Raw genomic sequence first — 12,948 nt, forward strand, 5'->3', positions numbered from 1 at the left:
TTGCGGCGTTTTCTTACTCCGGTTTTGTGAAGGGAGATCACAGATAATAAACAGGAGTTTAAGTGCTATGGCTCGAGCTGTTTCTCACTGCTGGCTATCCCCCAAAACCTCTTGCGATCGAAGTCATGTCGTTATAATGACACTGAGCCGCTTTTCGTTGCCGCGGCGGAGACAGGCAGCCTCTCGGCTGCCGGGCGCCGCTTGCAAAGGATGCCGATGTCGAATGGGAGGCGAAGCATGGTTCATCGACACGCTGCGCTCAGCCCGATCGGCTTTGGCGCCGCGTGCACCGGAGTCTGTACCGCACTGCCGACCAGAGCCGACGACGCCGTGGCGTCGTGGACCTGGCGCTCCGAGGACCGGGCGGCAGCCAGTCGGAGTCGCTCTCGATGACACGCGTTCTGGCCATCGATCTTGGCGGCACCAACTTGCGCGCCGCTATCCATACCGGCGATGTTCGCTGGCTGGAGATGCTCAGCCGCGAGCCCGCACCAGCAAGTCTTGATGCCTTCGTCGCCCGCGTCGGTGCGTTGCGCGCCGAGGCCGGTCCGGTCGAGGCACTTGGCTTAGCGGTGCCGGGGCTTGTCGAGGGCTCGGTCTGCCGCTGGATTCCGAACCTGCCCTATCTCGACGGCATCGACATCGCGGCCTTGTTTCCTCGTCTGCGCGTTGCCGTTGGCAATGACGCGCAGGTCGCCATGCTGGCCGAAGCGGTCGAAGGTGCCGCAAAAGACCTGTCCGATGCCATCCTGCTGGCGATCGGCACCGGTATCGGCTCCGCCGTTCTGGCCAATAACCACATCGTCGCCGGCGTACGTGGCGGCGCTTGCTCATTCGGCTGGGCCTGCGCCGACATCGAGGATGAAGGCGACGACCGCGGCGGCTGGCTGGAGCGCTTCGCTTCCGGGCTGGCATTCGACACCGCGGCGCGCCAGATCGGGCTTGCCAATGGCGGCAGGCTGGTCGAGGCGGCCCGGGGTGGCAAGACGGCCGCCCTTGACGCATTGGAGCTGCCGGCGCGCCGGCTGGGTACTGCCTTGGCGGGTGCGGTCGCGCTGCTTGACACCCAGGCGGTGCTGATTTCCGGCGGGCTTGCCGATGCGCTGGACGTCGTTGGACCGAGGCTGCTTGCGGCATTGCGGCGTCAGCTGCCGCCGCATCTGCGCGATGTCGTGCTGCGGTCCGGCGAATTTGGCTCCCGCGCCGGTCTCGTCGGCGCCTCGCTGGCCGGTCTCGCCGGAGCACAGTGGAGGCAGATAAGATGAGCCAAGTTAGCTTCCAGCTGCCCGACCGCCGAAGGCCCGAGCCGCTCTGGTATCAGGTGGAAGAGGCCATCCGCGCCGTCGTGAAGAGTGGCGAGTGGGCGACCGGCCACCAGATGCCGGCCGAAGACAGACTGTGCGCCCTATTCGGGGTGAGCCGCATCACGCTGCGCCACGCGCTGCGTAATCTTGAGGAGCACGGACTGCTCAGGCGCGAACATGGCCGTGGCACCTTCGTGCGCTCCACCACGCTGGTCGCCGGCACCCGCGAACTCACCAGCTTCACGCAGGAAATGGGCAATATGGGCGTGGTCGCCGGCTCGCGATTGCTCGACTGCAGCCTGACCACCGCCAATGCCGCCGTGGCCGGAGCGCTGGAGATCGAGGAGGGCGATCCGGTGGTGCGCATCCGGCGGCTCAGGCTCGGCAACAACGAACCGATCGGTATTCAGACTGCGCAACTTTCGGCCGCGCGCGTGCCCGGCTTTCTCGATGCCGGCCTGTTGCAAGGCTCGCTCTACGAAGCGTTGGAACGCCATTACCGCATCGTGCCGGTCGCGGCGCGCGAAAACTACCGTGTTGGCGCGGTCGGGACGGCGGATGCCGAGTTGCTCGATCTGCCTGCGGGGAGCCCCGCTTTCGTGGTCGAGCGCATCACCACCGACGAGCGTGGCCCGTTCGAATTCACCGTCTCGGTTATGCGTGGCGACCGCTACGAAATCCGCTCGACGCTGCGTGCCGGTCGCGCCGCGCCAACCGCAAGAAGCTGAGCCATTACCGAAGCCGACACATAACAGGAGTACCGACGTGTCCGATCTCTACATACCTCGCCTTGCCGCCCTCATCGAACAGGCCTCGAAAGCCAATGCCGAAGCCTTTGGCGAAGCGGCCAGCCGCTTTGCCGACACCCTCGAGAGCGGGGGGTTGGTTCATCTTTACGGCTCGGGCCACTCGGTGTTGCCGGTCCAGGAAGTGTTTCCGCGCTACGGCAGCTATGTCGGCTTCAATCCGCTGACCGACCCGCGTGTCATGTGGCATAACGTGCTCGGCGCCGGCGGCGTGCGCGAACTTCTGTGGCTGGAGCGGACCGAGAAATACGCCGAGAAATTCCTCGACCACCAGCCGCTGAACAAAGGCGATTCGATCATCATCTTTGGCCACAGCGGCCGCAATTCGTCCGGCATCGACACCGCGTTTTATGCGAAAAAACGCGGCATCTTCGTCGTTGCGATAACTAGCAAGAACAATCTCGACAAGCCGGCGACGCACTCTTCCGGCAAACGGCTTGCCGATGCCGCCGACCTTGTCATCGACACCTGCTCGCCGATCGAGGATGCCATCGTGCCGGTCGAGGGCTGGAGCCGGCCGGTCTCCGGTTCGTCGACCGTGCTTGCCATGATCCTGGCGCATGAGCTGATCGCCCGCACCGCCGATGCGCTTTCGAAACGCGGCATCGAACTGCCGGTTTTTGCCTCGCCGACAATTGCCGGCGTCACACTGCACGACACCGACGTCATCTATGGCGTCTATCGCGAGAAAATGCTCGAGGCACAGAAGAAGCACCTGCCGACCTTCCAGGCGACCATGCGCGGCGAATGACAACCGGGGAGGGCACGCAAAACGCTAGGACGTAGACTCATCACCGCGTAGCCAGATGCGAGTTGAGACGAGTTTCAGGGCAGCAAGGTAGTTTTCTGCCAGCTTGTCATATCGAGTTGCGATGCGACGGAACTGCTTGGCCTTGTTGAAGAAGCGTTCGACGAGGTTTGCGGGCCTTGTAGAGGAAGGGGCTGAAGCACACCGGGTCCTTGCGGTTGGCCTTGGGCGGGATGTTGGCCCATGCCTTTTGCTCGGTCAGGGCATTGCGCAAGGCGTTGGCATCATAGCCCTTGTCGGCGAGCAGCTCGGGCAAATCCTTGATCAAGTCCGCTGCGTAGGCGATGTCACTCATTTGACCTGCCGTGAGCGTCAGCTTGATCGGCCTGCCTTCGGCGTCGACAAGAGCATGGATTTTGGTGGTCAGCCCGCCTCGGCAACGACCGAGACAATGATCTCGATTCCCCTTTTTGCCGTCGCACCCTGCTGATGGGCGCGAACAATAGAGGTGTCGATCATCTGCACCGTTGCATCATGGGCTTTGGTGATGCCATGCATGAGGCGGTCCCACACACCTGCTTTCCGCCATCGAACGAAGCGATTGTAGCAGGTGGTGCGTGGGCCGCAGCGCTCGGGCAGATCGCGCCATGGCGCACCCGATCGCAGCACCCAGAAGATGCCGTCTGCCCGCTGTGCCTGGACGGTGATCGTGCCGAAGAAAACCAGTGCTCCAGCGAACGTTCCTCGTTATATTGCGTTTAACCATGAAAGACGACGATTGGCCCAAAGCATGCAAAAGGGCGCATCGGCTCTTGCGCCGCGATGCAAGGCCAGGAAAGCCTTACGCCAGATCAGTTTGTGAAAAGTCATTGCCCTTGTAAAGCAGGGCAAGCCGGTGAGCCTTCGCGCAAGCGTAGGCAAAACAATCGCCGAAATTGAGATCGGCTTTGTGCCCGACTGCTTTGCCGTATTTCATGCTGGCTTCGATCGCCCGGTCGCCGATATCGCCGGATATCATGATTTCCTTGCCGGCGATCTCGATCAAAAAGGCGTCGACGGTATCACGGGCTTGCGCCAGCATGTTGGCCGTGGGCTTGGCGTTCTTTGTGATGGCTTCGGCCGACGCTCGCGCGAGTCCCTGGACTGCCTCGAACCGGACGAGCGGGGAGATATACAGCGGCTTGGTCGCGGCCGCGAGCCGCTTTTCCAGTTCTTCCGCGCCAGGTTCCTCGTTCAGAATGGCAACGATCACCGAGGCATCGACGAACATCAGTCGTCGCCCCACATTTCGTCGGTGAATTTCTTCATATCGAAATCAGGGTTGGCCGGCCCGATCCGCCGCGCCATTTCCTTGACTTTGGCAAGTCTCTCGCGCAGCGGGACGCTGCCGCGGTTGCGCTCGATCTCGTGGCGCAAGGCGGTTCTGACGGCCTCGGTCTTGCTGCGCGCGTTGGTAATGTGCTGCAGCTCGACGGCCATGGCGTCGACGTCGGGATCGCGAATGAAGAGCGGCATTTTGTATATCCTCATGAGTGATATATGTATATCATAGCGGAGATATACTCGCCAGCGAATTCGCGAGCGGCCTTTTGATAAGGAGGAGAGGGAGGAATGAGCTCGCGAAATTCCGTCGGGAGGTTCGGTTCTGGTGCTCAGTCCTTGGAATTGCTCGGCGTCTGAAACACGTCGCTCCGGCCATGTCACTGTCAATGCCCACATGCCCAAGGCGTATCGACGCTACGTGCGCCGACGCATGCGCATCCCAACATCCGCGGCGACCGATTGATGTCGATAGACCGCCCACGCGCCCGATGAGGCCAGCGCCAGCTGCATCGATTGCGTCAGGTTCATAGGGCCGTAATCCCGGCCCAAGTGAACTCTCTCGTTAGGGCAGCTCGGGGAGTGCTACGGCTGGATGCTCTTGGAAACATCTCGAGCGCATGATCCGGCGGCGAGGATAAACAATCTGAACCACGCGCTGCCTCCACATGATGGCGCGGCGAACTCAACGAAGCCGTGCTGCCATTCGTGGTGAACTGGATAACACGGCCTATCTTCTCGCTCGAAAATTCGGCGGCCTCGACAATCATTGCCGGAGTTACCTCGACGGATCCCTTCGCCGTCTATACGCGTCTCATCGGCTCTCGCGCTGATCCGGATTGACAGCCACCCGTAATTAAAGGGCCGTTTGATGACACCTAGGCCTCCCCAGCAGTATTAGTTCACAAAGCAGATCGGCACCCGCGATCCGCTGGATCCGGTCAGCGTGTGCTTCGGGTTCGGGGTGCAAGATCAGGCGGTGCCATTTGCACGGATGGCGGCGAACCAACCACCACGGCAGGGGCGCCAGATTGCTCACCACGTTGGCTCTCTACTTCGCGGCTCATACCTTGGTGAGCAGCTTGCATCTCCGGAACGGTGAAAACCGACACCTCGCCCTTGAAACCCTGGAGTTCAAAGGCGCCCGCCTGGACGACCGGCATCGGCGCTCCTGCCGCAAAGCCGGGACCAAGCACCAGGGGGATGCCCAGCTTCTTGGTCGTCGACTCGAGCCGAGCCGTGCGGTTCACCGGAGAGCCGATCGCGGTGTAATCGAAACGCCGTTCGGAGCCGAAATTGCCTACCGAGCAAATACCCGTCTCGATGGCGACGCCGATTGCGATGGAGGGGTGGCCGTCCGCGCTGAAGGCGGCGTCTTCACGCTTCACCCGTTCGATCAGGGCAAGGCCCGCGTCGAGCGCGCGCTCGCGATGGTCCGGCTGATCAAGCGGCGCGTTCCAGAAAGCGAGCACCGCGTCGCCCATGAATTTGTCGATGGTGCCGTCGCGCTTGAGGATCTCATCGGTCGCAATGCCGAGGAAGTGGTTGACCACCTTTGCGATTTCTTGGGTGTCGAGTTGTTCGCTCATCGTCGTGAAGCCGCGTATGTCGCTGAGCAGGATCGTGATCTCGCGCTTCTCGCCGGACAGGATCGCTTCGGTGTCTGAGCTTGCGAGGCGCTGCACCACGGAAGGCGACAGATACTGGGAGAACTGCCGTGCCAGGGTGGACCGGCGCTGCTCGCTGCGCCTGTAGAGAACATAGCCTTCGAAGCCGGCTACCAGGATCGTCGCAAGCGCCGGCTGCAGCGGGTCATAGAGTGCGCCCTGCAGGCTGTATTCGAGAGCGCCGAACACGAACGGCGTGACGGCAAGCAGCACGAGAGCCAAGGCACCAAGCACGACACGCCCGGCGAGCACTCCGGAAAGTCCGATGAAAATGACGGCACTGAGGACAAACCAGAGCCGCTCCACCGTGCGCGCATGCGGCGGCTCTGTTAGGTACTGCCCGGCAAGCAGCTGGGCGATTGCATCGGCGTGGATGTCCGCGCCTGGTCGCGCTGGACGTGTCGGGGTGGGCAGGTACTGCGTCAGTCCCACGGCCGACAGATCGACAATGGCGATGGCGTCCCGCAGCCGCGGATCACTGCCGCCCGAAAGGATAGTGCTGGCAGATATACGCGGCGTATCGGTGGCGGTTTCCCAGAGGCGGATGCTCCCCTCCGGCTCGAGCGGCACGATGGCGCCGGCCATCCTGAGTGCGTCGAACCCGGCGGCCTTCATCCGGGCTATGTAGCCGTCCTGCCCGGCGTAAAGGCGCAGAAGCTCGAGCGCGAAGGACGGCCACAGCTGCACGCCTTGAGCGGTATTGCGAAGCCACAGCAGCGGCACATGGCGCAGTACGCCGTCGGGATCGGGCAAGGTGCGAATTACGCCGAGGCCCGCGGCGGCGTTCGAGAATTCGCCAAGCGAGCCGGTCAGGCCGGCGAAGCCGGGAAGTGTGTCGGGTACCTGTCCGACGATCGACCAGCCGGCTTTGGGCCCTGCTTCTGAAACCGTCGCCTCGTTGCCCAGGCTGACAGCAAGCGCCGTTCGATTTTTGGCCAGTGCCGCTGCCAGGCGCTTGTCTCCGGCGATGCCCTCAGGCGAGGTGTCGGCCTCGGGCAGGACCAGCGCAAGCCCGATGACCGCGGCACCGGATTTGGTGATGCCATCGACCAGATCGGCCAAGAGGCCTCGGTTCCAGGGCCATCGCCCATGTGCCTTGAGGCTGGCGTCGTCTATCGAGACGATCACGACAGGATTGCTCGTCGCCTCGCGTGGGGCGAGGAACTGGTAGAAGTCGTACGTGCGTTCGCGCAGGCGCGACAACGGCCCGTCAAAAGCCAAATGGCAAGCGAGCAGCAGGAGCACGACCACAAGGCCGGATACTTTGCGCCTGCCTGCTTGCCGCCAATCAGCCCAGCGCCAACCGACCAAGAGGCTCATGTCGTGCGGCCAGCCCTATTCGCAGTAGTTGCAGCAACCCTCACCCTCACACTCGCCCTTATTCACGCCGCCGCCCACGGGTGGCGTTGGGGTGTCGGGGAACTCCATGACCACTCCTGGCAATGCGCCGTCGGTGGAGTCGCAGATTTTGAGCGAGCCCCCGAGTGCCGACGCACAAAGCGCGCTTACATCCAGTCCCGGACCCGGTTCGCCTGGCAGGCCGGTGCCGGCAATCCGGTCGATGCTGTCCAATATCGGGAAGGTGTCGATTCCGCCGTAGCCGGTCAGCAGCTTGCCATCTTCCGATGTGCAGGCGTAGCCTGGGTTTGTGATGACCAGCCGTTTGCCATTGATCGTGCAGGTCATGCGGCCGGCGCGCAAAATGCCCACGGTCTGGCCGGCTGCCACCAGCACTTCGATGATGCCGCCTCTGGCTCCGAGCACCATATGCGGCGTCGCAACCTGCATGACGCCGCCTTTCGAAACCTGGCCGCCATAGAACCGGGCCAGGCCGCTGTTCATCCCGATGTCGATCTTTCCCGATCCGGAGCCCGGATTGTAGACGAATTCATCGATCGTCAGGCTGGTGTTCGGACCAATCTTGGCGCTCGATTCGTCCCGGAACACCAGCATTCCAAGACCGGTGGGATTGCTGCGCAGCTGGTCGCCGAGTTCGACGCCGGCCCCCACGTTCATTGTCCCGCCGTTGTTGCGGACGATGTTGGTCTGGTAGGCCGTCATCGACCCGACCGTCTCAGCGGCGGAAGGTGCCGCAAAGGCAAGGCAGGCGACAAAAATGGCGATCTGACGGTACGGGGTCCTCATCGCGGCCTCTTTCAATTGAGCGTCAACGTGTAGCTCATGAGCATTTCGAACGATTTTCGGTCGCCGTTGGCGATGTCGAAGTTGGTTTGGCGATAGGCGAGATCGACGCTGATCTTCTGCGCCTCCGTCAGCTGAAAATCGCTTTCCGAGGCAATGCGCCAGAAGTCGCTTTTGATATTTGTGCCGATGCCGACGGACAGATCGGGAGTGTTGCTGTGGCCGGCCGAAAAGGCGATCTGGTGCGACCATGCGAAAAGATCCGGTACGTTCATCAACAGGCCGCCATAGCGGACCTCGCCCGTGTAGCTGTGGCCGATTTCGCCAGATCCGGAGGCGAAGTCATTCGAGCCGACCAGCCGCAGTCCGAGCGCCTGGCCATTGCGGAAGCGGTAGCTGCCGCCCGCCTCATAGAAAACCCTGCTATCGGCGAAAATGCCTTGCGAGGCGCTTAGATCGATGTAGCCGCCGCCTGCGAAAAGCGTCGTTTCGACCGTCGGGCGCACAAGAAAGCGCCCACTGACGCCGATGCCGGTCTCGTGGATATCGCTGTCGAAACGATCCGTAACTGTGAACGCCGAAAGCAGCAGGCGCAGCGAATCGATCCCACTGTTCGGCAGCCCCTTGTCCCAGGTGATCGCGGCGTTGCCGTGGATGAAAGTCTTCTCGCTGCCCGGAACCGACAGGTCTTCCGTGAAAAAGCGCTGTGTCGCGGTCAATGAGCCTGAAAGGACGAGAGCGTCGGCGCTTGGCGTGCCGAGGTCCCACCGGACAAAACCTTCCGCCCGGCCGTAGGGCGAGACGAAGCTGTCGTCGTCCTGCGCCCCGCCTGGCTCAAAATCGGTAAATGCGCTGAACACGCCGCCGGTCAGGGCGAGTTCCCAGGTGACGCCACGCAACGCGCGCTCGATGCGGGCGAGCAGGCGAACGGCTTCCTGCTGCTCACTTGCGCTCAGACCGCCGACTTCGATGCCGTACTGCACCTGCCGCCGGGCCAATTCATAGGAGCCGACATGATAGTACAATCGGCTGGCCGCCAGTCGGGCGCGCGCATCGCGGGGATATTTGATCAGATACTGCTCGATTGAAGAGATCGCCTGATCGTATTGTCCCGCGTTGACGGCAACCGTGACGAACTGGGCGAGCGTTCCGTTGTCGGCCGGACTGGCGATGCGGGCCGAAAACGCATCATCATAGCCCGTAAAAAGACCTTGTGCGCCGGCCGGCAATACGCCGGTACAAAGCAGCGCTGCGGCGAAGCCGAAGATCGTTCGAAACGAAGATTGCATGCCGAGAACCCACCCCAAACCCGACTAGTGCGAAGGATTTAGCACGACTCAAAGAAAAAGGCGACTGAACTGTCACCAGACCATGCGAGTCTCAGCAGCTGTTGCAGCGGCGCAACAAACTATCGGTTTATTCGTGTTTCGGCTGCGCTGGTTGTCAAAACATCTTCTCAGCGTTGCTGTACATAATTGAAGTATTCGGCACCAGTGGCAACTAACTCAAATCATCATCAGTGGCGGATCGCGCAGCCGACAAGATTAATATTGTTTGCGCGATTCTGCGCGTTCTGGTCACCGAATGAGGCTTCAAGGTCACCCACGGCTCATCCAAAGGTCTTCCGTCGCGTTGCGTAAGGGGTCGGAGAGCTGCCGGAAGGTGCTACTCACAACACGTGCGCGATGCGGCCTGGCTCTTGCTGTTTCGTTGAACGCGACGAGGTCAGCTTATCGCCCCCGACTCCCAGGGACGCGTCACCGGACGCGTCTTGCTACAGTACGAGCATGGTGGCCAGCCCCAGCATCAGGCCCATGCCTACAATATCGGTCACGGTGGTGAGGAAGATCGCCGAAGCGACGGCCGGATCGGCGCCGACCCGGCGCAGGCCCAGCGGGATCAGCACGCCGGAGATTCCGGACATGAGACACGATCCGGACATGGCAAGCAGGATCACAAGTGCCAGCATGGGCGCCTGGGCCGCCGACTCCGGTTGCCGCGAGGCGTAGAACCACATCGCCGCAGCCGCCACAAGACCGACGAGCACGCCGTTGGCGATCCCGAGCGCGCCCTCCCTCATCACCAGGTGCAGCTTCGGTCGTTTGTCCACATCCCCCAGGGCAAGGCCACGCAGCGTCATAGCGAGTGCCTGGCAGCCGGTGTTTCCGCTCTGCCCGGCCAAGACCGGGAGGAACGCCGCCAGGGCGACGATCTTCTCGATCGTGCCTGTGAATGAACTGACCACGAAAGCGGCCATGAAGGCCGTCAGCAGGTTCAGCTGCAGCCACGGATGACGCTTCAAGAAGGCTGAAAACAGCGGCGTAAAAGAACGCTCTTCCTTCTGGACACCCACCATCTGGCCAGACTGGGCGGAAATCTCGATGATTTGCTGCTCGAACAAGCGCCAGCCGCGAACCTGCCCGAGCAGCCGGTTCTCCGCGTCCACCACCGGATAGACAGGGTACTGACGGCGTACTGCTGCCTTGCAGGCGTCGCTCAAAGACAGACCGACATTAAGGGCGAACGGCCTGGGCAGCATGATCTGATCAACCGTCGCGTCCGCTTCGCTCAGCATCAGATCGCGCAGGACCACCAGGCCAACCAGTTTATTGCCCTCGTCCGTGACATAGAGATAAGTGAGCTCGGTCGGCACCTGGGCGCGTCTGACAGCTTCCACCGCGGCAGCAACCGTCGTCGCGACAGGAACGCTGGCGGGAATCGGGTCCATTAGCTCGACGAGCGAGTCGGGGACCGCGAAATCCTTGCCACCGCCATGAGACCTGATGGGCCGCATATGCGGTGGCAAATGCTCGGCCACCTTACGGGCGTGCCCGTCCGGCAACAGCTTTAGTGTGTCGCGGATGAACTCGGGAGATTCTCGGGCCAGCAATTCAGCTGCGTCATCAGGTGCTCGAGCACGCAACGTGCGCACCAACTTCTGAACGTCGTTCTCTTCTTTCATTTGCTGCGGCCCCCAAATTGCTAGTGTCTTGCCTGACAGTATGACACGGATCGGATCGCTCTGTCTGGCGCGCAGTGGCTCAAGCGCCTCGATCCCGAAATCTTCGCCTCTCGGGCGCCGAGTGGACCGAACCCAGACAGATCTGAGCCGTTGCGGCGTACATAAAGGCGAGCTGTAACCTTTGCGTGTCGCCGAGAATTCAACGTGTTGCGAACTTCACCGGTCTTTTCCTGGGATCTGCGAGCACGCCGCAGCAATGAAACTCAAACCCGGAAACTCTGCAACGGCGGGGCCTCCGGCGGTCGAATTGATTTGCCTCATGCCGCCCATCTCGCCAGTTCCTCCAGCTCTGGAGGCTGATGAATTCGCCACGATGACAAGGTGATTTGCGTGAACCTGTAATAGTTTAGCTTGAGAAAGGGGCTCTCAGTATCAAGTCTGTCTGAACGAGAGGTGCTCTTGAGAGCTTCCAGGTTCGGGGCAGGCAGTCTGCTTTGTAAGACTCGAGGTCGTCGCGGTCTGATCCGAGTTAAGGTAGGCCCACTGGCAATAGCGTAGACCGCTCGATCGCACCTGGGGTGAACGAAGCTCGTTTCGAGAATGGCATCGGTTCTGTAATTGCCATCTCACCTGACAACGATCCGGACCGGCCTGGCATTCCTGGCCGCCCGTCATTGGGGATGCTTATGAGCAAGATTATCGCCGCAGGTTTTGACTCAGTCTCTTCCAATGGCAGATGGAGAGCCTTGAGGCGGACTTTCGCAGCTTTGCCGATATGTGCGTCGAAGCCGTCGGACTGGAACTGACGACCCTCGACCTCATGGTCGGTGGTCGCGTCGTCCCCGAGAGAGCCGAGAGGCTTATCGCGCTGACGAGGAAGTTCGATTTCCGCTATACGGTTCACCGCGTCGTCTCATCGAACCTCACGGACCCGGCGGTCTACTGTTACCAGATTGATGCTGCCAAGGCCCTGGGGTTGCGCAGACGGCAATGGCGGTTAGCCATCTGAACCTGGTGGCGCTCATCGATTTCAGTCACGCTTATAGTGAATCGATCCATCGCGGCCTGAACTTCCGTGAGCAGCTGCGGGCCATGGCGCCGGTTACGGGCCACCTGCATGTCCATGGTTCCTTCGGGCGCCCACAGGGTCTCCATCGAACCTACCTCTCGCAGGAGAATGCAGCGCTAGGTCCGGGTGACCTGCAGTTACTCCTCGGTTTGGGCGATATCGAGTGGGATGACATCTTCAGCGAGCTGGTCTTCTTGCCGGAGACCGTTCTCATCATGAGAGTCGGACCCCCTTACCACAATGAGCAGCCCGGCAGCCTGGCGCAGGCAAAAAAACCTTATCGTCCTCAACCATCGCGCTGAGAGCGGAGTGGCGGAATAAGGGTCGGGAAATCCGCCGCGTTGGTGCTGCCAACGTCGGTTAGCTGCCGAACTCGTTGGCACGAGTCGTCCGCATTGAAAGATCGACCGTGACGAGTTTTGTCGATCCTGTTTTCGATGAGATTGTAAGAAGAGTGCGCGTGCCGGTCTGCGATACGCCGGCCAGTTGGCCGGTCCGTAGCGGTCGAGCGCGGGCAGGGGCCGGAGACGTGCCAGTCACGTACCCGTGGCCAGCCGGGCCGTCGGCTGATTTCTGCTCCATGTGATCGCATGCGTGCTCGCCAACCCAGTACCTTGGCGGCGTCCGCCAGCCCGCTTCTGACTATTCCCTTTCCGTCGCACTTATTTTGATTCCGCGCCGTTCCGCGTACTCGATCAATGCGAGTTCTATCACCGAGGTGATAGAACGCCGCTCCGCTTCTGCAAGCTGTTGCGCCAAGGCCAACACCGGCGGATCAAGGCGGGTGGTGAACGGCTTTTTTGTCATTTTCGCTCTGCGGCTTGATATTCAGTTTCAAAAGGCGTATAGATATGCACGTGCACCGCACTTGCATCGCACGTGCGGCGGCTGGCCGGAGTGCGCCACCACTCCAGTCCGCCTGACCACATC

Annotated in this window: 10 protein-coding genes and 2 pseudogenes; 4 read left to right on the forward strand and 8 right to left on the reverse strand. The window is 61.6% G+C overall.

From position 1 onward, the window contains the following. Positions 1–389 precede the first annotated feature (389 nt). From NKJ15_RS26105 to NKJ15_RS26115, 3 genes are read left to right on the forward strand one after another with little or no spacing between them, the layout of a single operon-like run. Positions 390–1,265 carry an ROK family protein gene (locus NKJ15_RS26105; RefSeq protein ID WP_352818455.1) on the forward strand — a complete coding sequence of 292 codons (876 nt, stop codon included), beginning with the start codon at positions 390–392 and terminating at the stop codon, positions 1,263–1,265. Beyond that, positions 1,262–2,032: a GntR family transcriptional regulator gene (locus NKJ15_RS26110; RefSeq protein ID WP_352818457.1), complete on the forward strand. Its 771-nt coding sequence runs from the start codon at positions 1,262–1,264 to the stop codon at positions 2,030–2,032. Before NKJ15_RS26105 ends, NKJ15_RS26110 begins: the two co-directional genes overlap by 4 nt. A 37-nt stretch (positions 2,033–2,069) precedes the next feature. Next, positions 2,070–2,861 (forward strand): sugar isomerase domain-containing protein, encoded by a 792-nt coding sequence (locus tag NKJ15_RS26115; protein ID WP_352818459.1) that lies wholly within the window; start codon positions 2,070–2,072, stop codon positions 2,859–2,861. A 24-nt stretch (positions 2,862–2,885) separates the two neighbouring features. Here NKJ15_RS26115 and NKJ15_RS26120 read toward each other — a convergent pair. From NKJ15_RS26120 to NKJ15_RS26150, 7 genes and pseudogenes are all read right to left on the reverse strand, one after another. Next, positions 2,886–3,542, reverse strand: a pseudogene (locus NKJ15_RS26120) (IS5 family transposase); the annotation flags it as partial. Positions 3,543–3,699: 157 nt separating this feature from the next. Further along, entirely contained in the window at positions 3,700–4,128 is a 429-nt protein-coding gene (locus NKJ15_RS26125) for a type II toxin-antitoxin system VapC family toxin (protein ID WP_352818461.1), read from the reverse strand. After that, positions 4,128–4,373 (reverse strand): type II toxin-antitoxin system VapB family antitoxin, encoded by a 246-nt coding sequence (locus NKJ15_RS26130; protein ID WP_352699631.1) that lies wholly within the window; start codon positions 4,371–4,373, stop codon positions 4,128–4,130. Before NKJ15_RS26130 ends, NKJ15_RS26125 begins: the two co-directional genes overlap by 1 nt. Before the next feature lie 746 nt (positions 4,374–5,119). Next, positions 5,120–7,165, reverse strand: coding sequence for a CHASE2 domain-containing protein (locus tag NKJ15_RS26135; protein ID WP_352818464.1), 2,046 nt, complete (start codon positions 7,163–7,165; stop codon positions 5,120–5,122). A gap of 15 nt (positions 7,166–7,180) precedes the next feature. Next, positions 7,181–8,005: a FecR family protein gene (locus tag NKJ15_RS26140; protein WP_352818467.1), complete on the reverse strand. Its 825-nt coding sequence runs from the start codon at positions 8,003–8,005 to the stop codon at positions 7,181–7,183. Then, the gene (locus NKJ15_RS26145) at positions 8,002–9,276 is read right to left on the reverse strand and encodes a tetratricopeptide repeat protein (protein WP_352818470.1); all 1,275 of its coding nucleotides are present in this window, start codon (positions 9,274–9,276) and stop codon (positions 8,002–8,004) included. The genes NKJ15_RS26140 and NKJ15_RS26145 overlap by 4 nt, the downstream gene beginning before the upstream one ends. Before the next feature lie 485 nt (positions 9,277–9,761). Then, positions 9,762–10,949 (reverse strand): magnesium transporter, encoded by a 1,188-nt coding sequence (locus NKJ15_RS26150; protein ID WP_352818472.1) that lies wholly within the window; start codon positions 10,947–10,949, stop codon positions 9,762–9,764. 686 nt (positions 10,950–11,635) lie between these two features. On the opposite strand from NKJ15_RS26150, the pseudogene NKJ15_RS33055 reads away from it, so the two are divergent. Further along, positions 11,636–12,339: pseudogene (locus NKJ15_RS33055) on the forward strand (hypothetical protein). Positions 12,340–12,660: 321 nt separating this feature from the next. Here NKJ15_RS33055 and NKJ15_RS26165 read toward each other — a convergent pair. Then, positions 12,661–12,825 (reverse strand): hypothetical protein, encoded by a 165-nt coding sequence (locus NKJ15_RS26165; protein ID WP_352542715.1) that lies wholly within the window; start codon positions 12,823–12,825, stop codon positions 12,661–12,663. Positions 12,826–12,948: the final 123 nt, after the last annotated feature.

This window comes from Mesorhizobium sp. M0207, from assembly GCF_040321995.1.
Classification (GTDB): Bacteria; Pseudomonadota; Alphaproteobacteria; order Rhizobiales; family Rhizobiaceae; genus Mesorhizobium.